At 39.2% G+C, this 24127-nt stretch carries 22 protein-coding genes; 10 read left to right on the plus strand and 12 right to left on the minus strand.

Features of this window, described 5'->3' with window-relative positions:
• Positions 1-2: 2 nt before the first annotated feature.
• Positions 3-959 (plus strand): glycosyltransferase family 2 protein, encoded by a 957-nt coding sequence (locus SB49_RS06955; protein ID WP_062055129.1) that lies wholly within the window; start codon positions 3-5, stop codon positions 957-959.
• Entirely contained in the window at positions 943-1815 is an 873-nt protein-coding gene (locus tag SB49_RS06960; RefSeq protein ID WP_062055131.1) for a lysylphosphatidylglycerol synthase transmembrane domain-containing protein, read from the plus strand. The genes SB49_RS06955 and SB49_RS06960 overlap by 17 nt, the downstream gene beginning before the upstream one ends.
• Here SB49_RS06960 and SB49_RS06965 read toward each other — a convergent pair.
• The 4 genes from SB49_RS06965 to SB49_RS06980 are packed head-to-tail and all read right to left on the minus strand — an operon-like array spanning position 1812 to position 5668.
• A complete protein-coding gene (locus SB49_RS06965; protein WP_062055133.1) occupies positions 1812-3470 on the minus strand; it encodes an ArnT family glycosyltransferase in 1659 nt (552 codons plus the stop codon). The two genes, SB49_RS06960 and SB49_RS06965, sit on opposite strands and share 4 nt — an antisense overlap.
• Positions 3460-4032, minus strand: a complete 573-nt coding sequence (locus tag SB49_RS06970) for a phosphatase PAP2 family protein (protein WP_062055135.1) — start codon at positions 4030-4032, stop codon at positions 3460-3462. The genes SB49_RS06965 and SB49_RS06970 overlap by 11 nt, the downstream gene beginning before the upstream one ends.
• 5 nt (positions 4033-4037) lie before the next feature.
• Positions 4038-4265 (minus strand): hypothetical protein, encoded by a 228-nt coding sequence (locus SB49_RS06975; protein WP_062055136.1) that lies wholly within the window; start codon positions 4263-4265, stop codon positions 4038-4040.
• Between the two features lie 17 nt (positions 4266-4282).
• Entirely contained in the window at positions 4283-5668 is a 1386-nt protein-coding gene (locus SB49_RS06980) for an MATE family efflux transporter (RefSeq protein ID WP_062058960.1), read from the minus strand.
• Between the two features lie 219 nt (positions 5669-5887).
• Between SB49_RS06980 and SB49_RS06985 the strand changes: the two genes are divergently transcribed.
• The gene (locus SB49_RS06985; RefSeq protein ID WP_062055138.1) at positions 5888-8383 is read left to right on the plus strand and encodes a cation-translocating P-type ATPase; all 2496 of its coding nucleotides are present in this window, start codon (positions 5888-5890) and stop codon (positions 8381-8383) included.
• 75 nt (positions 8384-8458) lie between these two features.
• Here the strand turns inward: SB49_RS06985 and mazG are convergent, their stop codons facing one another.
• Both mazG and SB49_RS07000 read right to left on the minus strand, forming a co-directional pair.
• Complete coding sequence (gene mazG / locus SB49_RS06990) at positions 8459-9232, minus strand: nucleoside triphosphate pyrophosphohydrolase (RefSeq protein ID WP_062055140.1); 774 nt, start codon at positions 9230-9232, stop codon at positions 8459-8461.
• A 516-nt stretch (positions 9233-9748) separates the two neighbouring features.
• Positions 9749-10393, minus strand: coding sequence for an SDR family oxidoreductase (locus SB49_RS07000; protein WP_062055145.1), 645 nt, complete (start codon positions 10391-10393; stop codon positions 9749-9751).
• Between the two features lie 190 nt (positions 10394-10583).
• On the opposite strand from SB49_RS07000, the gene SB49_RS07005 reads away from it, so the two are divergent.
• The 4 genes from SB49_RS07005 (at position 10584) to SB49_RS07020 (ending at position 14764) form a co-directional block, all read left to right on the plus strand.
• Entirely contained in the window at positions 10584-11414 is an 831-nt protein-coding gene (locus SB49_RS07005) for a sulfurtransferase (RefSeq protein ID WP_062055147.1), read from the plus strand.
• 44 nt (positions 11415-11458) lie between these two features.
• Positions 11459-12331: an alpha/beta hydrolase gene (locus SB49_RS07010; RefSeq protein ID WP_062055149.1), complete on the plus strand. Its 873-nt coding sequence runs from the start codon at positions 11459-11461 to the stop codon at positions 12329-12331.
• Between the two features lie 136 nt (positions 12332-12467).
• Positions 12468-13112, plus strand: coding sequence for a GDSL-type esterase/lipase family protein (locus SB49_RS07015; protein WP_062055151.1), 645 nt, complete (start codon positions 12468-12470; stop codon positions 13110-13112).
• Positions 13113-13144: 32 nt separating this feature from the next.
• Positions 13145-14764 (plus strand): family 20 glycosylhydrolase, encoded by a 1620-nt coding sequence (locus SB49_RS07020; protein WP_062055153.1) that lies wholly within the window; start codon positions 13145-13147, stop codon positions 14762-14764.
• A gap of 69 nt (positions 14765-14833) precedes the next feature.
• On the opposite strand, the gene SB49_RS07025 is transcribed toward SB49_RS07020, so the two are convergent.
• From SB49_RS07025 to ruvX, 5 genes are all read right to left on the minus strand, one after another.
• Positions 14834-18247, minus strand: a complete 3414-nt coding sequence (locus SB49_RS07025; RefSeq protein WP_062055155.1) for an amidohydrolase family protein — start codon at positions 18245-18247, stop codon at positions 14834-14836.
• 117 nt (positions 18248-18364) lie between these two features.
• Positions 18365-18790: a DUF5606 family protein gene (locus tag SB49_RS07030; protein WP_062055157.1), complete on the minus strand. Its 426-nt coding sequence runs from the start codon at positions 18788-18790 to the stop codon at positions 18365-18367.
• A 59-nt stretch (positions 18791-18849) separates the two neighbouring features.
• Positions 18850-19440 (minus strand): peptide deformylase, encoded by a 591-nt coding sequence (def, locus tag SB49_RS07035; RefSeq protein ID WP_062055159.1) that lies wholly within the window; start codon positions 19438-19440, stop codon positions 18850-18852.
• Positions 19441-19446: 6 nt separating this feature from the next.
• Positions 19447-20130 carry a DUF1919 domain-containing protein gene (locus tag SB49_RS07040; protein ID WP_062055161.1) on the minus strand — a complete coding sequence of 228 codons (684 nt, stop codon included), beginning with the start codon at positions 20128-20130 and terminating at the stop codon, positions 19447-19449.
• Positions 20130-20546, minus strand: a complete 417-nt coding sequence (ruvX, locus tag SB49_RS07045) for a Holliday junction resolvase RuvX (protein ID WP_062055163.1) — start codon at positions 20544-20546, stop codon at positions 20130-20132. Before ruvX ends, SB49_RS07040 begins: the two co-directional genes overlap by 1 nt.
• A gap of 102 nt (positions 20547-20648) precedes the next feature.
• Here ruvX and SB49_RS07050 point away from each other — a divergent pair, with 102 nt between their 5' ends.
• Both SB49_RS07050 and SB49_RS07055 read left to right on the plus strand, forming a co-directional pair.
• Positions 20649-21464: a 2,3,4,5-tetrahydropyridine-2,6-dicarboxylate N-succinyltransferase gene (locus tag SB49_RS07050; protein ID WP_062055165.1), complete on the plus strand. Its 816-nt coding sequence runs from the start codon at positions 20649-20651 to the stop codon at positions 21462-21464.
• A gap of 98 nt (positions 21465-21562) precedes the next feature.
• Positions 21563-22357, plus strand: a complete 795-nt coding sequence (locus SB49_RS07055) for a glycosyltransferase family 2 protein (protein WP_062055167.1) — start codon at positions 21563-21565, stop codon at positions 22355-22357.
• On the opposite strand, the gene SB49_RS07060 is transcribed toward SB49_RS07055, so the two are convergent.
• A complete protein-coding gene (locus SB49_RS07060) occupies positions 22336-23157 on the minus strand; it encodes a glycosyltransferase family 2 protein (RefSeq protein WP_062055168.1) in 822 nt (273 codons plus the stop codon). The genes SB49_RS07055 and SB49_RS07060 overlap by 22 nt on opposite strands.
• Before the next feature lie 117 nt (positions 23158-23274).
• On the opposite strand from SB49_RS07060, the gene SB49_RS07065 reads away from it, so the two are divergent.
• Positions 23275-24126: a glycosyltransferase gene (locus SB49_RS07065; RefSeq protein ID WP_062055170.1), complete on the plus strand. Its 852-nt coding sequence runs from the start codon at positions 23275-23277 to the stop codon at positions 24124-24126.
• Position 24127 lies beyond the last annotated feature (1 nt).

Below are 24127 nucleotides of genomic sequence, written 5' to 3' on the forward strand. Positions count from 1 at the left end.
CAATGAATATTATCACAGATTCTTTATTGTCCATCGTTGTTCCTTTATATAATGAGGAAGACAATGCTGCGCTACTTACAAAAAAAATCCACGAAAGCCTGGAAGGTTACAATTATCAAATTATCTACATAGATGATTTTTCTACCGACCAGACAAGAAAAGTGGTCAAGGACCTGAAAGACGAAAAGGTGCATCTTATTGAATTAAAGAAGAATTATGGTCAAAGCTTGGCTTTGGCTGCAGGTATAGATTATGCAAAAGGGGAATATATCATTACCATGGATGGAGATCTTCAGAACGATCCCAGTGATATCCCACAAATGCTGACCTATGCCGTTAGTGGGGAATATGATGTGGTAACAGGGATTCGCCAGAAAAGAAAAGATTCCTTGGTAAAAAAAATACCATCAAAAATTGCTAATTTTTTGGTGAGAAGGGTTACTAAATTGGACATTAAAGACAATGGCTGTGCTCTAAAGGTTTTCACAAAAGATATTGCAAAAGATTTGAACCTATATGGTGAAATGCATAGGTTTATCACCTTATTGGCACACTTGGAAGGGGCACAGATAAAACAAGTGCCCGTAAAACACCATGCAAGGCACGCAGGAGTTTCCAAATACGGTTTGGAACGTGTTTTTAAAGTGGTGGCAGACATGATGCTGCTCTTATTTATCCGAAAGTACTTCCAAAGACCCATTCATCTGTTTGGTATTTTTGGTGTCCTATTGATCATTCTAGGATTTTTCATCAACATTTACCTTTTGATCGTAAAATTGATGGGGGAAGATATTGGCACACGTCCTTTATTGATTTTTGGAATGATGTTCATCCTTGCTGGCATACAATTGTTTACCATTGGGATTGTCATGGAATTACTGATCCGTACGTATTACGAATCACAAAGCAAGAGACCTTACCGAATTAAAAAAGTATTCGTAGGTGATAAAGCAGCGTAAACACCTCATCACTGCATTAAAAATTAGTATTAGTGCGGTTTTGATCTACTTTATTTTTTCGAAAATTAATATCGAAGAGGTTGTGCAGACTATAAAACGTACCCAGCCTTTTTATTTGGTATTGGCAATTGTGGCTTTTGTGGTTTCCAAGGTGATTTCTTCCTTTAGACTAAATCTATATTTCCACGAACTAAGAATTTACCTCACTCAAAAGAGTAACCTTAAACTTTATCTGTTGGGAATGTTCTATAACCTATTTCTCCCGGGAGGTATTGGTGGAGATGCCTACAAAGGGTACTTGATCAAAAAAAAATTTGACATAGTAACCAAAAAGGTGGTCTCCGTATTGGTGCTTGATCGCTTGAGCGGGATGCTCCTTTTATTTATCTACGCCTGCCTCCTAGCCCTCTTTTTAAATCAGGCAGATATCCCTTTTCTTAAAGTAGTAGCTGTTGGCGGATTGATTCTTAGTGTTGTGGTCTTCTGGTTTTTAAACAAGAGGTTTTTCCCTTATGTCCTACCTGTTTTTTGGTCGTCCTTTGGTTATTCTGCATTGGTCCAATTGTTCCAATTGATCAGTGCGTTCTTGATATTAAAAGCACTTCATCTAGAATATAACACAGTGGCTTACCTTTTTATATTTCTTATATCATCTATCGTTTCGGTATTACCGCTAACCATTGGCGGAATTGGAAGTAGGGAAGTTACTTTCTTCTATGGTGCAGCATGGTTGGCATTGGACCTGAATGCATCCATTGGCATCAGTATGGTTTTCTTTTTGATTACGGCCTTGATATCACTTTTGGGTATAGCGTACCATTTTAAAAAACCGGAATTGGATACCTTCGAAGTTTAATTGATATGGATCAAGTACATTTTGTCCACAATATTTTTGCGCTTGGAAGGATCCATAAATTTGGCCTGTAACCTGGTAATCCTAAATTGGTCCACTACATACCTTATATCCCAAATGAAACCTTCTTCACTGAGTTTTAATAGTTCATCGTTGGTAACATATACCCATATATCATTTTTCCCCTGAAGGTCCTGCAAAGAAGTCATGGCCACCGGACGCTTGTTATAGAAGTCCAATGCCCAGGTATACATGGGGGAAACCTTGTAAATGTCTTCTACTGGGATCCCTTTTTCTTCCACGATTTTAGCCATATTGGATCCTCCCTGATATTTTAATAAGGACGGATAAAAATGAAGGTTTAGTATGGCGTTCAGCAACAGTGATGTGTATATCCCTATCGTAAACACTCTAATGGCATAGTCCTCCTTCTTCAGACAAAAATAGACGATCACAGCCAATGAGATCCCCAATAAAACAAAGGAAATTGTTGTTTGCAGTTTAAAGACAAAGAGGCACAAAAGAAGTACCGCAATAAATACAATAGCCAAAATAAAATACTGTATTCCCAAAAATATCTTTTTGGTTTTATAACTGCCGGTCTCGTACATCTTGAAGAGATAAGAAGCCGTCAAGATAGAGAACAAGGGCATGGTAATATTTAGGTAATGGGGTAGTTTAAACTGCGCAAAACTTATGATAATAAAAATAAGTGTAATTCCCCCAACCGTTAAAAATTCTGTACCGGGATCATACTTAAATTTTAATTGATACAATTTTTTCAATCGTGTCCAATAGGCTGCAATCCCAAGTACTGTCCATGGTAAAAATACCCATAGAAATGTATGGAAGAAAAAGAAAAAATCACTACTGTTCTTTCCCACGCCCTCACCGCTCAAGCGTTCAAAACTTTGTTCCCAGAAAATAAAGAAAATTCCACTTCGGTGATCCTTACCACGAATAACCTTTTCGGGATGTAGGTCAAACTGGTGGTAGTAGGCATACAGCATAGGCGTAATGGTAATCGCAAATATCACCAAGGCCACCAAGACGCGCCAATTGACCAAGGAAAGCCATTTTCTAGTGTAGGCCAAATGGCATAAAATGGGAAAACCAATAACCAAAATAGCAATTTGCCCTTTGGTGGAAAATGCTATCCCTGCCCCAAAAGCACCTAAAATTATGGACTGCATTTTGTGATGCTCTATAAAAGCCACCAAATGCCAAATAGCGAAAATGGTAAAACCTGTAAGTACGGCATCGGTTCGCACATCCATGGTAGATAACACAATGGTCTGTGCGGTCATGAAGACCAAAGCCGCTAATTTACCTGTAGCCTTATGGTATAACAATTTGCCCAAACCATAGCAGCTATAAGCTCCTATTAAGGTGGATAGAATAGCTGGAATGCGATAGGCCCATTGATTAATACCAAATATTTTAAAAGAAATTGCCGCAAGCCAATAGTGCATATGGGGCTTATCCAAATATTCTTCGGGACCTTTAAAAAGACTTAGGAAATCATTCTCTTGGACCATGCGCATGGCCATGACGGCAAATTGGGCGGAGTCGTTTTCGAGAAGGGTAACGAACATTCCGGCCACATAGACCAAAATAACAAAAGTTAATAAAAACCAATACCTTGTTTTAGAAATCATAGAAGAATTTCTGATGAGCAAATATATACAACTTTGTAAATAACCAGCTTAAAAATAAGCCTATTCCCATTCCTGTCAATATATCCAATGGAAAATGGACTCCCACATATATTCTACTGTAAGCAACTACCGCAGCCCAAATACATAAAAAGAGACCTATAAACTTGTATTTTAACGCTAATAATCTGGTGAAGAAAAAAGCCAACGCAAATGAGTTTGCTGCGTGGGCAGAAAAATAGCCATATTTACCTCCACAACTACTTTTTACCAAGCGAACCAGCCCGTCAAGTTCCGGATCATGGCATGGCCGTAAGCGCCGTACCCCATATTTAAAAAAATTGGCCAATTGATCGGTTGCCGTAATGAGCAGTGCGATCGTTACCACGATCAACAAGGTCTTTTTAAGTCCAAAGCTCTTGTAGGAAGCAATTAACAAAAACAGGTAGAGCGGTATGGAACTTAATTTGTTGGTCATGAACATCCAAAAGCCATCCCAGGTTGTGCTCCCCATGGCATTGAGAAACAAGAAAAATTGTTTATCGAGTTGTACGAGTTGCTCCATTCCTGCTAGTCCACGTATCTGGAAATCTCCCTGTCATAAAAAGCAGTAGCCTGCTCTATAAGGGTTTCTGCTTCAGCTTCAAGGTCCTTTTCGTCCTCTTTGGTAAAATCTTCCAACCACTCTACTTCATCATCTTCCAAATTGATGATAAATCTAGGGTACTCTGTATGAACAACAAATATAGCAGTTGGGTAATCGGTATTGTCACCCAGTAAAAATTTAGGAAAATCCATAGTCTTATTAATTTTATCTATTTAATTTCTATTAGTGTATTGACAAGTAACTTTTTTGTAAGATAATTGAACCGAATATACAACATTATTGCAGAGGCAGTTAAGCCGGCCAATAGTCCAATCCATATTCCCGTACTGCGCAATGGGGTATACAATCCCAAATAAAAACTAACGGGAAATCCTATCAACCAATAAGCGATAAAGGTCATGATTGTGGGAATCTTTACATCCTGGAGTCCGCGCAATGCACCTAGAATTACAACCTGTAAACCGTCCGAAATCTGAAAAAATGCGGCAACCAATATTAACTCTGCGGCCATAATGATCACCTCGGTATTGTCTGCACTATTCGCAAGATCGTTGACATCCAAATAAATTGTTGGCAACCAATCTTTGAACAAAAGGAACAAGGTAGCAAAAACGATTTCCAATAAAAATGTCAAAAAGAATATGGAGATGGCTATCCGTCTTAGATCTTGAAAATTCTTCAACCCTTTTTGGTTGCCCACACGTATCATGGCCGCCACACCAAGTCCCATCCCCACCATAAAGGTCATGCTGGACAAGTTCAATGCAATTTGATTTGCTGCCTGTGAATTTTTACCCAATACCCCGCTCAACCAGATAGCTCCCGTAAAAATGCCCACCTCAAAGAACATTTGAAGGGCAGAAGGAAATCCAAGATCTATGATTTTTTTCATGACCTTTTTTTCCATGTTACGGAAGTTGAACCCCGTAACATAGTCATGGAATTTCTTTTTGTTTTTTAGCAAAACCCAAATATAAATGACCATCACAATCCTAGAAATCAATGTTCCCATTGCTGCACCAACGATTCCCATTTTAGGAAATCCAAAAGAACCAAAAATCAATAAATAGTTAAGAACAATATTGACGATATTGGCAATTACCGTGGCATACATGGGATATTTGGTCTGGGAAAGCCCCTCAGAAAATTGTTTGAAGGCTTGAAAGATAATCAAGGGAACCAAAGAAAAAGCTACCAAGTCTAAATAGGGCATTGCCAATTCAACAACCTCTGGCGGCTGCTTCATCATATACATCAGCGGCTTGGACAACATGATCAAGCCAAAAAGGGACAATCCCAATCCTGTGCAAAGCACCAGTCCGTGCTTTAAGGCACTTTTCCCAACTTCTTTATTTCCTGCACCATCCGCTTCTGCGACTAGAGGAGTTATAGCTGTAGAGAATCCGATACCAAGAGACATCGCAATAAAAACAAAGCTATTTCCCAAAGAGACTGCGGCCAATTCTGCAGTACCCAACTGGCCTACCATTATATTATCTGCAAATGCCACGAAGGTATGGCCCAGCATCCCCAAAATGACAGGGAAAGACAATTGTAGGTTATAACGGAATTCTTTGGTATACTGCTTGAACAAGGTTTCAATTTTGAAGTGCAAATATAGAAGTTACCACGGTTTTAATGGTGGGTATTCTCGAATAAAATTGGGACAAATGAGTCCCAAATCTGAGATCCTTTGTTTCAATACAGATATGATTCTAGAAAATAGTTTATCCATAAAATTAAAGAATCCATATTTTGTTGATTTTTCAGTATTTTAGAGATACCCAACGGTAAAAGCGATAACCACAACCAAATGTCCATCGATAATTTTGAGATCACAGGCCTTACTGATGAACAAGTACTCCAATCAAGGGCCTCTTATGGACAGAACAAACTAGTTTTCGAAAAAGAAAATAGATTCCTCGATGCCTTAAGGAGTCTTGCCAAAGAACCCATGGTGATCTTACTTTTGGTGGCTTCGGTAATTTACTTTGTCAGCGGGGATTATGGGGATGGGATTTTCTTGGCCATAGCAATTATCATGGTAGCTTCCATTTCCCTATATCAAGATTCCAGGAGTCGCCATGCTCTTCAAAAATTAAAAGATTTTACCCAGCCACATTCCAAGGTGTACAGAAATGGGGAGATTATTGAAATTAAAAGTGAAGAACTGGTTGTTGGAGACAGTCTCATTGTAGATGAGGGCAGTACGATCCCGGCCGATGGCACCATTATACATTCCAATGATTTTTCGGTAAACGAATCCATTCTTACTGGGGAATCCCTAGCCGTTTATAAGGATGTAACAAATGATGACAGTTCCATTTACCTTGGCACCACTGTGGCCAGCGGTTTGGCAATAGCAACTATTACGGCAATTGGCAACAATACGGCCCTAGGTAAAATTGGAAAGAGTCTTGAGGATATTGAAAGTGAGAAGACCCCGCTAGAGTTACAAATAGGGAATTTTGTAAAAAAAATGGTTTTTTGGGGAGCCATGGTATTTTTTGTGGTTTGGGGCATCAACTACGCCCAGTCCCTTGACCTTCTGGATAGTTTGCTCAAAGCCCTCACCCTTGCTATGAGTATTTTACCCGAGGAGATTCCTGTAGCCTTTACCACATTTATGGCCTTGGGTGCTTGGCGGTTAATGAAGTTGGGGGTTGTGGTCAAACAAATGAAAACAGTAGAAACGCTCGGCAGTGCTACAGTGATCTGTACAGATAAAACAGGTACTATCACCCAGAATAAAATGAGTTTGGCCAGAGTCTACGTTTTAGGTGCCGAAAAAATTACCAATCCAGAAGACGAATTATCCACGGAGGAAAAAGAATTGATAAGACTTGCAATGTGGGCCAGTGAACCTATCCCTTTTGACCCTATGGAACTGGCGTTGCATGAATCCTATGCTCAAAACTTTCCTTTGGACGAAAGGCCGAACTATAAAATGGTTCATGAGTACCCCTTAGGTGGTAAGCCCCCCATGATGACCCACCTCTTTGAAAATTCATCGGGAAATAGGATCATCGCGGCCAAAGGCGCACCTGAAGCTTTTCTCGATATTTCAGGCCTTACAGAGGTACAGAAAGATGTTATTTCCAAAAGTATCATAGAACTGGCAAGAAACGGATACCGAATTTTAGGAGTAGGTGAGACTAAATTTGACGGGGACAACTATCCAAAAAAACAACAGCAATTTACCTTTTCCTTTAAAGGACTAGTAGCCTTTTATGATCCTCCAAAGGAAAATATAGCATCAGTTTTTGACCAATTCAATGAAGCCGGGATTACCGTAAAAATTGTGACAGGTGATAATGCAGAGACGACTGAGGCCATTGCCAAACAGGTGAACTTTAAAGGATATGAAAAAAGCATCTCCGGTGATGACCTTATGAAATTAAAGGACGATGAATTAAAGGAGTGTGTAAAAGAAACCCAAATTTTCACACGTATGTTCCCAGATGCCAAAATGAGAATCATCAATGCTTTAAAAGCCAACAATGAGGTTGTGGTAATGACAGGTGACGGTGTCAACGATGGTCCTGCCCTAAAGGCAGCACATATTGGAGTGGCCATGGGTAAAAAAGGAACTGAAATTGCCAAACAGGCTGCATCCCTCATATTGGTCGATGATGACCTGGCCAAAATGGTTGATGCCATTGCCATGGGAAGAAAAATTTATACCAACCTAAAAAAGGCCATTCAATATGTCATATCTATTCATATCCCAATAATACTTACCGTATTTATTCCACTAGCCTTAGGCTGGTTATATCCCAATATCTTCACCCCTATTCATGTGATTCTCTTAGAATTGATAATGGGTCCTACATGTTCCATTATCTATGAAAATGAACCCATGGAGAAAAATACCATGATCCAAAAACCCCGCCCTTTTTCAAAAACATTTTTCAGCTGGCGAGAATTAATGACCAGTGTTATTCAGGGGCTGGCAATTACCGCTGGGACGTTAACAGTTTACCAATTGGCCGTTTCCAATCATTTAAATGAAAACACAACTAGGGCAATGGTCTTCACTACCCTGATAGCCGCAAATATTGTTCTGACCTTGGTGAACAGATCTTTTTACTTTTCTGCTCTTACCACTCTGAAATACAAGAATAATTTAGTGGGACTCATCATTGGCATTACCATAACACTTACGGGCGTGTTACTCTACATAGATCCCTTTACCGCGTTTTTTCAATTTGAAAGTCTCACTGGCGATCAATTATGGACCAGCATTGGGATTGGATTTATTTCCGTGATATGGTATGAAGTTGTAAAAGGGATCAAACGAAGCCGCTAGTGATTTTATGCCAATGTTTTAAATAGTATTGGATTTAAGAAACAGCTGAACAGATGACCTCAACGAAAGTTTTGATCAAAGCTGTTTGGCCTCTTCCCAAAAGACATCCATTTCGGAAAGGGTCATATCTTTTAAGGCCTTACCCTGTTCTTTCGCCTTCTCTTCCAAATATTGAAATCTTTTAATAAATTTTTTATTGGTACGCTCCAATGCGTTTTCGGGATTGATATTCAAAAATCTGGCGTAATTTACCATGGAAAACAACACATCACCAAATTCGGCCTCCATAGCGTCAGTATTCCCTGATTTTACCTCATCTTGGAATTCCCCCAACTCTTCTTGGACCTTTTCCCAAACCTGTTCCGGTTTTTCCCAATCAAAACCTACTCCGGCCACCTTGTCCTGAATTCGGTTGGATTTAACCAATGCAGGAAGACTACTTGGCACCCCCTCCAAAACACTTTTTTTACCTTCCTTTAATTTTATTTTTTCCCAATTCTGCTTTACCTCTTCCTCATTGGCAACTTTGACATCCCCATAAATATGCGGGTGTCTATTGATAAGTTTTTCGCATATGTCATTGGCTACGTCAGCTATATCAAATGAGTTGGTCTCGCTGCCAATCTTTGCGTAAAAAACAATATGCAATAGTACATCTCCCAATTCTTTTTTTACTTCTTCAAGATCATTATCCAATATAGCGTCACCCAGTTCATAGGTTTCCTCAATGGTAAGGTGCCTAAGGGTTTGCATTGTTTGCTTTTGGTCCCAAGGACATTTGGCCCGAAGTTCATCCATTATGGTCAATAAACGGTCAAAGGCTTGTAATTGGGAGGCTCTCGAATTCATACAAATAGTTTTTGTAAAAATACAAATCTACCCTAGAAGCCCACGTACGATTTAATTGTTATTTTAGAGGAAGTTGTTCCCACCATATGTAAAGACACTCCCAATGAACAAGGCAAACAAGCTTTTCGCCATTAAATTTCTCCATACGTTGATCTGGCTATTTTTTGTCTGTATACTATTTTATATCCTATATACTGGGATTACCAACACCATAAATTCCTTCACATGGATAGCAATTGGACTAGTATTTGGCGAGGGCGTTGTATTACTGATTTTTAAGATGTTCTGTCCCTTGACAATTTTAGCAAGAAAATACTCCGATTCAGAGAAAGATAATTTCGATATTTTTCTTCCAAATTGGTTGGCCAAATACAACAAAATCATTTTTACAACATTATTTGTCATAGGCCTGGCAACAGTCTTAGTTCGTACTTTCTTTTAGATAATGGATATAAAAAATCCCTCCAAGACTTTTGCCTTTGGAGGGATTTTTCAACTAACTCAATCTTTATATGCTTATTCGGCCTCAGCTACCGAAACAGATTTGACTGCCTCTCCGATAAGAGTATCCCCTTCCAATATTTCGAAAGTAGTGGCATTGGCAGTGGTATCATGTAGAACCCTTACCAAAGTTTGGGCCACATCCTGTCGGCTGATGTCACCTTCTTTATCCAAGCTTTTAGCCAATGCTATCCTGCCCACACCTTCGGCATCCTTTAATGCCCCTGGACGTACAATAGTATAATTAAGGCCACTATGTCTCAAATGCTCATCGGCATTCTGCTTGGCACGTAAATAATCCTGTAATTTATCAGCTTTCTCTGGTTGGTCTGCCCCTATTGAGCTTAGCATTACAAATTTTTTGACATGTGCCATTTTGGCCACATCAATAAGTCTTTTTGCCCCTTCTTGGTCTACTTCAATTACTTTTTTTCCTCCTGAACCAGCAGCAAATATGACTTTATCTATATCTTCCATGGTATGCACCAGATCTTCTTCCAAGTCGCCCAAGATGGTCTTAACCCCCATATTCTCAAACTGTTCCAACTGCTCTTTCTCTCGGACCATGGCTATAGGCCTAAAATATTGTGATTCCTTTAAAAGGTTTACTATAATTTTTCCTGTGGTACCATTGGCACCTGCTATTAATACGTTCTCCATACTTTAAAGTTAAACGTTAAGGCGTTAGAACCCAAATTAATTAACCTGTTTAACGCTCTATTAACCCATTAAGCCAGGCTTTAACAATAATTTATGGTCTGTACAGCTGAAATAAAAATTGATGATGTTATTAACAAGGCTGAAGTCATTAAGGTCCATAAAATTCTTATTTTAGTATAAAAAAGAAAACATGTTAGCACCTTTGGTTACCACTGAATGGTTGAAAAGCCAAATAAATGATCCCAACCTGATAATTTTGGATGCGAGCATGTCCGATAACAAATCGGGCGATACTGCTGATTTGACCGATGTTCGAATTAAAAATGCCCGGTTTTTTGATCTGAAAAAATCATTTTCGGATAAGGATAGCAGCTTACCCAATATGTTGCCGGAGGAGGATTCCTACACCGTTGCTTGTCAAGCTTTGGGTATTAATGCTGATAGCCTAATTGTCGTTTATGACAATTTGGGTATTTATACCAGCCCGAGGGTTTGGTGGATGTTTAAAGCCATGGGACATGATAATATTGCCGTATTGGATGGCGGGATTCCTAAATGGGTAAAAGAAGGGTTGCCGACAGAACCAATACAAGAAGTGACTTATCCCAAGGGAACTTTTAGGGCTAAATTTAGACCAAACATGGTCAAGAACGCCGGAAATATATTACACAATCTAAAACAAAATGAAGCCATAGTGATCGATGCTCGATCCTCGGGGCGCTTTTGCGGAACAGAACCAGAACCACGAAAGGAACTCAAGGGCGGACATATACCAGGGTCTTTAAACCTTCCCTATACAGAAGTCATAAAAGCTGGTCAATTTCTTCCCAAGGAAGATTTAAAACAAGTTTTTGAGGACCTAAAACTTGGGGGCCGTCCACTAGTATTTAGTTGTGGTTCTGGCCTTACAGCCTGTATTATTCTTTTGGCCAGTGAATTGGTTCAAAAGAACCCGACTGCGGTTTACGATGGCTCCTGGACCGAATGGGGCCAATTAGAAGACGTTCCAATTGCTACCTAAAATAAAAACCACTACTCAACTATTAATTTGTTAAACCTATGCCCATGAAATACCTTTACCTGCTCTTAATAATGATGATCCCCACCCTTCTACTATCTCAAGAAATTGTGCATTTACCTTCAGAAAATTCTTTGGAAATAGAATGGAAAGGGTCAGAAAAAACCTATTATTCCGAAATTTGGAAGACCCAAGTGGTGACCAATGTTTCCAAACCTTCCATGGAAGTCTTTCGACCTGATCCTTCATTAACAAATGGCACCGCTGTAATTATAGCACCTGGAGGAGGCCTTTATGCCCATAGTATCAATAGTGAAGGAAATGATGTTGCCCGATGGTTAAACAGCAAGGGCATTACCGCTTTTGTGCTTAAATATCGATTGGTGCCCACAGGGGAAGATGCAGTGTCCGATTTGAATACGGATGGTGAACAGGTCACCGTAAAAGCTACAAAAGTATTGCCCTTGTCTACAGAGGACGGTCTCAACGCCATACGATATGTAAGAAAGCATTCAGGAGAATTGGACGTAGATTCCAACAAAATTGGATTTATGGGATTTTCTGCGGGGGGTGCTGTTACCATGTCGGTCATTTACAGTGCTTCAAAAGAAGATAGACCAGATTTTCTAGTCCCGATATATCCTTGGATGGATATTGTTCCTTTTCACGACACCCCTTCCAATGGCCCACCTATGTTGATTATCTGTGCTACAGATGATCCATTGGGATTGGCACCTGCAAGTATAGCACTGTATACGTCCTGGGCTAAGAAGGGTATCGCCACAGAATTGCACATGTACTCAAAAGGCGGACATGGATTTGGAATGAAGACACAAGGACTGCCGTCGGATAATTGGATTGAGCGATTCTACGATTGGTCCATTGCCGAAGGCCTGACAAATCCAATCATAAAATACTGATAAACAAACAGATAAATCATTGTATCACTGTTTCAATTGAACGAATTATTTAATATTTTTACAAGAAAATTATACAATAATTAAAAAATATTAGTATTTTAAAAACGTTATTGTTAGCACCAAACCAACTCCTTCTGTGAAATATTTATTCATCTTTACACTCCTTTTCCTATTTTTTGGCAATGCACAGGATAGTGGACCATTCCAAGAGGAAGTGTTGTCCATCCAAAAAAAATACGGTAGAATTTTGGATGATTCCAAAACAACAATTGTTTTCACAGGTAGTTCCAGTATCCGCATGTGGGATAATATTCAAAAAGCCTTTCCGGAATACCAGGTTGTAAATTCTGGCTTTGGAGGTTCAAAGTCTTCCGATCTATTGCGCTATACCAATGAACTCATCCTTGAATACAAACCTAAAAAGGTATTTATCTACGAGGGGGACAATGATATCGCGGCCCATGTTCGAACAGTGAAAATTCTTGAAAATACCATTGCAATCATCGACCGTATCAAAGCAAAGGATCCAAAGACAGAAATTGTACTTATTTCTGCCAAACCGAGTTTAGCTAGATGGGGCCACAGAAATAAGTACAAAAGATTGAACCGTGGTTTAGAACGATTGAGTAAAAGAGATGACACCATAAGCTATGCCAATGTATGGGATACCATGTTGTACAACAATAAGGTAAGGCGTGACATATTTTTAAGTGACGGCCTACACATGAATTCCAAGGGGTATGACCTGTGGCTTTCGGTGATCAAGGAACATGTCAACTAATCAATTACCTTTACCTTACACAAGCCTATTCCATGATCAAATCACACCTAATCAAATCCTTTCTATTATTTATTTTCATCATAGCCTTAGTTGCTTGTCAAGAAAAAAAAGTTAAAGAAAACATACAATTTCCGATAACTGATCTAGCTGCGGAACATATGATTCCCAAGCCTTCTAAAACCATAGCTACCAATAGTGCTTTTGGTCTAGACGAACATACGGCGATCTACACCTCTCAAAATTCAATCGGTTTTCCGGAAGCTGGTCAATTCCTTTCCGAAAAAATTAATGAGAAAATAAATATTTCTATCCCGGTAAATGCTTCGGTCTCCGAAACAGTTGAGCGTATCATTTACATCAACCAATCTGATAGTTTGGACTTGGCCACCAATGAATCTTATCAACTGTATATCACCAGGGATTCTGTAATTATCAATTCAAAAACCGCCGAAGGTGCCTTTAGGGGTATTCAGACCCTGAGACAGATTATACCTGAAACCAGCAACGACACCCTAACGGACCATAAAATGTGGTTGATCCCCACAGGAAAGATTTGGGACCATCCAAATTATGTTTACAGGGGAGCCATGCTAGATGTGGCCAGACATTTTTTTAGTGTAGAAGATGTGAAAAAATATTTGGACGTTTTGGCCTACTATAAAATAAATATCCTGCATCTACACCTATCCGATGACCAAGGGTGGCGCATAGAGATCAAATCATGGCCAAAACTAACTGAGGTTGGTGGAAAATCAGAAGTCGGTGGCGGTGTAGGAGGCTTTTACACCCAAGATGATTATAAAAATCTTGTCAAATATGCAGCTGAAAGACATATTACAATAGTACCTGAAATAGACATGCCGGGCCATACCAATGCCGCCTCAGTCTCCTACCCCTTTTTAAACGGCAATGGCAAACAAGTAAAACCATATACGGGTACCCGAGTGGGTTTTAGTACCTTTGATGCTAGAAAAGATACTGTTTATGCCTTTTTAGATGATGTCATCCGTGAGATCAGTGCCATAACTCCGGGACCTTATTTTCACATTGGAGGGGATGAAAGCCATGTTACCAAGAAAAAAGATTATATCCTGTTTGTGGATAAAGTGGAAAGGCTAGTCCAGAAATATGGTAAAAAAATGATCGGTTGGGACGAGATCGTACAAGCCGATATAGACACTACCACCATCGCCCAGCATTGGAGCAACCAATCAAATGCACTTACTGCAGTAAGAAAAGGCAGTAAGGTTATACTATCCCCTGCCAAAAAAGCGTATCTGGATATGCAGTACGATACCCTTTCCAAATTCGGACTCCATTGGGCCGCTTATATCCCTGTGGACACCGCCTATCAATGGAGCCCTGAAAAGTACCTGAAAGGAGTGCAATCCAAACATATTTTAGGCATTGAGGCACCTTTATGGTCAGAGACCATTAGCAATATAGATGAGTTGGAATATTTGGCCTTCCCCAGAATTATAGGGTATGCCGAATTGGGGTGGACAACAGAAGAAAATAGGGATTGGGAAAATTATAAAATCCGCCTGGGCAATCAAGCTTCCTACCTAGAAATGATGGATGTAAAGTATTATCCATCCCCAAAAATTGATTGGAAAAAGAAGAGCGTCCCAATACCAATGGGCAAAGATTAATTCACTATGTATAATCCAAAAAAAAGCCCTCAATGTTGAGGGCCTTTTTTTTGGGTATAGAACTTTCTTCTATTTTTCTACACCAGGGATTCCTGTTGGCTTTTTCGTCTGCCAATGAAAGCTCTCAGCCTTCTTTGCCGTTGGCCAAACTTCATCCAAATTATTAGCGTCGTATACTTTTCCATTTTTTATAACATTCAAAAGGGAATTGGTATTTCGGATATCCTCCAAGGGATTTTTAGAGAGAATTAAAATATCTGCTAATTTACCTGCTTCGAGTGTTCCTAAATCACCATCCAATCCTAAAGCCGTAGCCCCAAGGATAGTAGCTACCTTTAGAGCATTGTGATTTTTCATTCCCCCACTGGCCACGGACCATAATTCCCAATGATAACCTAAACCTTGTAATTGGCCATGACTACCAACACCTGCCAATCCTCCTGCTGCAACAAGATCCTTCATAAATTCGGCATGCTTCTTAAAAACATGCTCTTCTTCCATGAACCAACCCGGTCTTCTCCTTGATTTTTTTGCTAATTCTTCATAAGGTGTAAAATATTGAATCTTTTGATCTCCCCACACATTTTCAGTGGCGTAATAATAATTTTCTGCCCACGGACCTCCATAAGAAACTAATAAAGTTGGGGTAACTGCCATTTTCGATTCTGCTATACTCTTTACCACATCCTGGTAAATAGGATAAATGGGTAAGGAATGTTCGTGTCCAGGATAGCCATCCAATAGTTGGGTCATATTCAATTTAAAATCTAGTCCCCCTTCAGTGGTCGGCATCAATTGAAGTTCCTTGGCAGCCATTATAATCCATTGGCGCTGCTGACGGTTACCTACAAGATACATTTTAATGCTCTTGGTGTTGTAATATTCACTGTACTGCCTCAGAATATCTTTGGCGTGCTCCAAGTTTTCAATTTGATAAGACCAATAGCCAACACCTGGTCCTGTACTATAAACTCGTGGGCCGTGTAGCATACCGGCCTCTACCATATCGGAATAGGTAAGTACATCGGTGGTCGCAGTTTGAGGATCCCTTGTGGTGGTTACCCCATAAGCAAGGTTTGCAGAATACATCCACACCTGGCTCTTATGAACGTTCCAGTTGGGCCACATATGGGCATGGGTATCTATAAAACCTGGAGTTATGGTTTTTCCGCTCATGTCCAGGATTTTTGTACCAGAGGGAACATCAAAACTACCAGAAGCCCCAAGCAATTTTATACGGTTATTTTCAATTAGAATATCTCCATTTTCTATAACCTCATTACCTTTCATTGTAATAATGCGTCCTCCCTTCAACAATAAATTTCCCTTGGGAATATCTTTTTTGTAGGTGACCTTTATTTTATATTCTTGGGCTTTAAACTTTGGATTCTTCTTTGGGTCTTCACCGTTAACTTTATCAACTTTTGATGAATCCCCTGTTTTACCAAGGTCCTTTAATTCTTCTTCCTTTTTTTTCGCAGCGGCCAGACTGTCATTAAATTTCTTTCCTGCCTGCAGATCATAAGCAAAATGACTAGCCCCTAGGGACCAATGTACCAATTTGCTATCTGCACTCCATACAGGAAATTCTCCCCCCATAATGGTAAGTTTCATAGCTGGGAAAGCCGCCTCCTGAGGTTTCGCTACCGATATTGACGGGGTCTTACCATATCTTGGGATTACAACAGAATAAATATCGTTGTTAATTTTAGCCAAGGCAGTAGAAGCGTCTGGAGAGATTAGTATTTGAGCCGCTTTTGAAGCCTTATCCTCGGCCCTCCACCCCTCTTCCGAGGATGGCATAATGGATGGGAGATAGTGGTCATCATGATCCTTTCCAAAAACATCAGAAGATCCATACGTCTCAATACCCTTTAATTCTAAGTGGGATTTTTCATCCGAGCCGTCCCAACGAATGGATACCAGCCCTTTTTTGCTGTCAAATAGATAAATACGATCATCTACTTTTGTAAAATGTGGATAGGTCCGATCTTTGGATTTATCAATAAAATTAATGTTTCCTCCCTCTGATGAAATCCAGACCAGATCTTCTTGGGCACTATCAGAAAAAGTACTTATAGCATCATTATAGGTTTGGGCCGACCCACGATTAAAAGCAATCCTATTTGAATTGTACGACCAAGATGGATTCGTAAAAATACCTGGCTCTTTCGTCAATTGTTCCACTTTGGCACGACCATCAATGTTGGCCTTGTAAAGATGACCTCCTCCGATTTTCCAAGTTGTAAATACAAGGTATTTCCCATCGGGTGACCAAGCTGGATGGGCTTCTGTGAAATTATGGTTCGTTATTCTTTTTGGTGTACCATTGGGCAAATCCATTATGTAAAGTCTATTGAGAGCTGTAAATGCCAACTTCTCGCCATCTGGTGAAGGTTTGGCGTCTCTAATTTGGGTAACCATGGCATCAGCCGTATCTTCAATAGGGTATTTAAAGTCCAATCTTGGACCAAGGTCCAATTGCACATCTACCTCAAAAGGTATTTCTTTGGCTACATTATTTTCCAAAGATATGCTGTAGATCTTGCCTCCGTAGGACGCAATTAAGTTCTTGCTGTCCGGGGTAAATGACATAGCCGGCAATACTCCCAAGGGTGCAATAGATTCCTGTTCATCTCGCTGTACAGGATAGGCCAGCCATTTTTCTTCCCCTGATTTAAGATTTCTAAGTATCAACCCTGTTTCTTCTTCAAATCTTGTTCCATAAACCATCCAATGCCCGTCATTGGACAAAGTGGGTGTAAATGCTGAACCATATCTCGATGTTATTGTGGCAACATCCCCATCAACCATGTCATAGGTGCCAATTTGATATTGCGGCAGTTGTGCATTATAATTCCAGGCATTTTTACGTTGAGAAAAGTAGATTAGTTTTCCATCGGCCGCTATGGCGGGATCTATAGTCTTTAGTTCTTTTGGTTCGGAAATTAATTCGTTCCCTTTGCCCCCATCCCTGTGATAAATATGTAGTTTGGGATTTCTCCTTCCTTTAGATCCTATGATATATTGTCCGTCTGGAGTCCAATCTGCAGCAAAGAAATTTTCCTTTTTCTCTTTGCTTAGTTGGGTGTCTTTTTTTGTGGCAATGTCCATGGTCCAAATATTATCCGATCCACTCTTGTCCGAAATATAAACCAAAGATGTTCCATCAGGACTATATCTCGGATGTACATCGTATGCCAATCCTTTGGTAATAGGTAGGGCTTTGCCTCCTGTAATAGGCATCATATAAATATCGCCCATAAGGTCAAAAACGATCGATTTACCATCTGGGCTAACATCCAAGGAAATCCATGTGCCCTTATCAGTAGAAAAGGAAATCGTGCGCTCAGGCTCTAAAGGAAGTTCTTTGGTGGCCTTTTTTAAGGTATCCTTCTCGGATTTTGATTGTTGTGCATTCCCTAGGAATACGCTCGCAAATAGTAAGAATGCTGTAATGTAATAATTGCATCGGAATTGCATTGAAAATATATTTTTAAAAATTAGTCGCCTAAATATAGATAATAATTAAATGATCAAACGCCATAAAAAAAGCCTTCTTGATTGAAGGCTTTTTATTTTTTATAAAGAAATCAAGGATTACTCCTTTTCTTCCGTTTTTTCCTCTTCCTGCTTTGCAGCAAAATCTGTAATACCTTGCTCATGAAGAATATTGTACCACTGTACTACTTTTTTAATATCGCTCATATACACCCGGTCCTCATCATAATTGGGTAAAATTTCAAAGAAATACTCTTCCAATTTCAACTTGTCATCCTTATGTCCAACGGAAGTCTTTCCTCCATCTTCCTTTTTTTGGATGTTTTCAAATACTTCCCTTAAAGGCACTTCCTCCTCTAGGGTATATATGGCTATTTCAGAAAGTACACTGACGTTATTTTTAAAACCAACCGTAATCTTCTTGCCATCCAATAAGGATTCAGCAACAAAGCCTGTACGGGTCTGTGTCAACAATTTATAAAGTCCTGGTTTTCCTCCTATGGATAAAATTTTATCTAAACTCATGTCCTACTTTTAAATTTGTGGGGGCAAATATTACACTTTTACTCTAATAAATAAATTACTTAACGTGCTTTTTTCATTTCTGGAAAACGCATTCTGTAATCTACATTGATTTTTCCTTTGGAAATATTGGCCAAACGGCCTTTTAACAAGCGTTTTTTTAAGGATGATAATTTATCTGTGAATAAAATGCCTTCAATATGGTCATATTCATGTTGAATTACACGGGCCAAAAGTCCATCAAACGTTTCCTCATGTGGCACAAAATTTTCATCCTGATAACTAATCGTCAAAGTATCCTGTCTGATCACATCTTCCCTTACATCGGGGATGCTGAGACATCCTTCATTGAATGCCCATTCTTTTCCAGTTTCTTCCAAGATTTTGGCATTAATAAAAACACGTTTAAAATCCTTTAATTGATTTTGCTCCTCTTTTGTCAATTCTTCATCATCCGCAAAAGGGGTGGCATCTACCATAAATATTCTAATGGACAAACCTATTTGAGGTGCAGCCAACCCTACCCCATGGGCATTGTACATGGTTTCCCACATATTGTCTATCAAGGAAGATAGATTGGGGTAATCTTTGTCAATTTCGGTCCCTACTTTTCTTAAAACGGGATCGCCATAAGCTACAATCGGTAAAATCATGTATAATTAATCTTTAAATCTTGTTCTGTATATTTTTCCACTATTCAACCACGCTACCAAATCCAAATACAGGAATGTAAGTTTAAAAAGCTTTTTTCCATTAGGCGCATTTCTATCGCTAGCATTGCTATTGTTATATAATTTAATATGTCGCTTTTCCTTCCCTTCCAACAAATCATTGCCACCAAAAGAAAGCTTATTTTTAAAAGGCAACTCGTAAAACTCCTTTAAATCCTTATCTAAAAGACCTCGCCAGCTACATATGGAAAAGTAATAATTATCCATATTCTTATTTTCCAACATGCGTTCCTTTCGTCTATTCCATTTATCCCTTGCCTCATCTTCATCCACGTAGTGCTTAAAATGAATTTCAACATCCTCCAAAATACCTATCGGGTAGTTGGTAGGATATTCTGAATACTTGGATTCTTCGATAAATCCAAGTTCAAGGCTCATGTAATGATCAAATCTTTTAAGAATTTTGATATAACATGGGGTGTAAATGAACAAACCTACAAAAGGTGTGTTGTAGGGCAATTTTAACCACTGGTATATTTGGCCTCCCCAACAATTGCGGCTTATGATCACAAAGTCCTTATTCTTCAGCCTCGCAATATCCCTGGCACTGTAAAAGTTCTCAAAATACTGTTGAGCTTTTCTTTTGATCCATATTTCAAAGGCCACCAACATTAAAACGTGGTTTTTTCCAGGTAGGCCTGTAAAATAATAGTGGCACTAATTTCGTCTACCAATGCCTTGTTTCTGCGTTGTTTTTTCTTGAGCCCACTATCGATCATGGTTTGAAAGGCCATTTTTGAAGTGAACCTTTCATCATGGCGAACTATGGGGATTTCAGGAAAAGCTGCTGTCAGTTTCAGAAGAAAAGGCTTGATAAGAGCTTCAGATTCCGATGGGGTATTGTCCATTTGCTTTGGTTCCCCAACGACAAACTTCTCGACTTTTTCCTTTAGCACATAATTTTTAAGAAAGTCCAGCAGGTTCTTGGTTTCCACGGTTTCAAGACCGGAAGCAATAAGCTGTAGCTCGTCTGTAACGGCTATGCCTGTTCTCACTTTTCCAAAATCCAATGCAACTATCCTTGCCACCGCAATATTTTTTTGGCAAAAATAAGCATAAAATGTTATAACTATAAATTTGGAAGGTTTATTACCACCTAGCGTTTATATTTGTTGAAAAATTCATTAGAAATGACCGAATTAAGACAAATCATAGAAAAAGCTTGGGATGACCGAGAATTACTGAAAGACGAAAAGACTCAAGAAGCCATACGAAAGATCATAGATTTGTTAGATGACGGACAACTCCGATGTGCAGAACCAACGGCAGATGGCTGGCAGATCAATGAATGGGTAAAAAAGGCCGTAGTTCTATACTTTCCCATTCAAAAAATGGAAACTTTGGAGGCAGGTATTTTTGAATACCACGATAAAATGCCGCTAAAAAGAGGATATGCAGAAAAGGGTATCCGTGTGGTGCCAAATGCAGTGGCCCGCCATGGAGCCTATATATCGGCAGGGACCATTTTAATGCCAAGTTATGTGAATATTGGAGCTTATGTAGATGAAGGCACAATGGTTGATACCTGGGCCACGGTGGGCAGTTGTGCCCAAATTGGCAAGAATGTCCATTTAAGTGGTGGTGTAGGAATTGGAGGCGTTTTAGAGCCATTACAGGCCTCGCCAGTGATCATAGAGGATAACGCCTTTATTGGCTCTCGTTGTATTGTTGTGGAAGGTGTACACGTGGGTACGGAGGCGGTACTTGGTGCCAATGTTGTATTAACGGCCTCAACGAAGATTATTGATGTTACCGGAGACACACCTGTAGAGCGCAAAGGGTTTGTTCCTGCCAGGTCTGTAGTAATTCCAGGAAGCTATACCAAAAAATTTCCTGCAGGGGAATATCAGGTGCCCTGTGCTTTGATTATCGGCCAAAGAAAAGAGAGCACAAATAAGAAAACTTCTTTGAACGATGCCCTAAGGGAATATAACGTAGCGGTATAGAAAATTGTAGGAATTTTATATCTCCATATAATTTTTCCTTCTTTTTTTTGTTATACTTTTGTCAGCAACATTCAAGTGTTGTTGCGTTATCAACTTTTATGAGTAGTACCAAGGAAAAAATCACGGCATTAATTATAACTTACAATGAGATTGGATACATCGAAAAATGTGTCCAATCCATTGATTTTGCTGATGAAATTATCGTTGTAGATTCTTTCAGTACCGATGGCACCTACGAATATCTATGTAATCATCCCAAGATAAAGGTGATTCAAAATCCTTTTGAAAACTTTACCGCTCAAAAAGCATTTACCCTCAAACAGGCAACCAATGACTGGGTGTTGTTTTTAGACGCTGATGAAGTAGTGACCAAAAAGCTGCAAAAAGAAATAGTAGAGACCATCAATGGTCAGAGTGAGCATGTAGCATATTGGTTTTATAGGAAGTTTATGTTTCAAAACAAGCCGTTGCATTTTAGCGGTTGGCAAACGGATAAAAACTACAGGTTGTTCCGAAAAAGCAAAACCAAATTTTCGGACAAGAAAATTGTGCATGAAACCTTGGACGTGGAAGGTACTTCAGGTATTTTAAAAGAACAACTCGTCCATTATTGTTATAAAAATTACGAAGATTACAAAAGTAAAATGCTTAACTATGGCAAATTAAAGGCCAAGGAAGCTTTTTATAAGGAAAAGAAATTCAATTATTTTCTCCTGTTCCTAAAACCCACGTGGAAATTCTTTAACCATTATATTTTACGTTTGGGCATCCTAGACGGCAAAAAAGGTGTTATCATCTGTTATCTAAATGCACTGGGAGATTTTGAGCGCTTTAAGGAATTAAAGCAGTTGGAAAAAAAAAATGAGCTAGCTTACTTCTTGATTATGCCGTAAGAAGTCCAATGACTTCCCATCTTTTTAACCTCTTTACGGATCGCAACATTTTTAGCAATGGACTCAGGTGTTTTGTAGCCTCTTTTATGGTCTAGGTGAACACATACTGCGCTATATCTCAATTGCTTGGACCTTATACCCAGATTAAACAGACGCTCCCCCAGTTCACGGTCCTGCCCTCCATATTGCATTCGCTCATCAAAACCATTCACTTCCAGTATGTCATTTTTCCAACCAGATGAATTATGACCGTTCCAACTCGCATTGGTGGGAGTAAGCTTGTTGAACAATTTGGAAATGAATCCTTTTGCGGTAAGTTTATTGTTCTTAAAGGTCTTGGAAATACCATTGGATTTCAACCACTGTATATTAAAACAGTTTTGTTTTTCAATGTCCTCTTTGGTGATGATTTTAGAGATATCCATTGGCAGCATATAATACCCCCCTGATATAAAAAAACCCTTGGCCTTATTGATATAATGTACTTCCACAAAATCTTCCCGAGGAATACAGTCACCATCGGTCATGATAATGTATTCTGAATTACAGGCTACCACCGCTTTATTCAAGATTCTGGATTTCTGAAATCCCTCGTCCTCCTGCCAGACATGGACAATGGGGTAAAAAACTTCCTTTCCCATTTGCTCTAGGAGCTCTTTGGTTTTGGGTCCAGAACCATCATCCGCAATAACCACTTCAAAATCCTTAAAAGTCTGACAATTAAAACCCCACAACACTTTCCTGAGCCAGTCCTCAGAATTATAGGTGCTAACAATTATAGAAATTTTGGGATTTGTCATCGTTTGTTCAAATATGGGGCAAAAATATAAAACTCTTATTGTATATCTTTGGATTTCTATCAATAATCATGATATCCCTATAATAAATCTATAGGATCAATCGCATAAAAAGGACGTATGAAGGTTAAAGAAATACCGGTTTCCATTTTCCACACCCTAAGGCTTTTAGCAAAAAAAGTTGGAGATTTTGAAATTACGGATAGAAAAGAAATCCCAGTAATCGTTTCATTAACTTCCATACCGTCTCGGTTGCACACGCTGCATATCGTTATAAGAAGCCTTTTAGATCAAGAAGTATTGCCTCAAAAAATACTGTTATGGTTGAATGATTCCCTTAAAAATGAAATTCCCCCACAACTATCAAAACTGTTGTCCGATCGATTTGAAATAAAATATTCTAGCCTCACTTGTTCCCATCGAAAACTGATCCATAGCTTGGACCTTTTTGGTGGTGAGATTATTGTTACCTGTGACGACGACCTTATTTATCGCAAAAATTGGCTCAAACTGTTGTATAAGGAGCATTTGAAATATCCAGACGATGTAATTGCCAACCAAACGAGGTATATACGAACAGACTCCGAAGGCGGGGTCCTTCCCTACAAACAATGGATCTACCCTGATAAAGGAATCCTAAACCCAAAGGCCGTCATTCCCATTGGGGCAGGTGGCGTCTTGTATCCTCCAAAATCCTTGGCCAAGGAAACCACCAATGAACTTTTATTTTTAAAATTGACCCCTAAGGCAGATGACCTATGGTTCAAGGCTATGTCTACAAAACATGGCACCATTTCAAGAGAGGCCAGCATAAAATCTGACTACCCAATACCCATCATCGGCTCCCAAAAGGAATCTCTCAAAAAAATGAATATCGATAAGGATAAAAATAGAATCCAATGGATAGCCGTTTCAGAATATTTCAACATTACTTTAGATGAAGACGTTGTGATCACAAATAGTAAAACATAGT

Source organism: Sediminicola sp. YIK13, assembly GCF_001430825.1.
Taxonomy (GTDB): domain Bacteria; phylum Bacteroidota; class Bacteroidia; order Flavobacteriales; family Flavobacteriaceae; genus Sediminicola.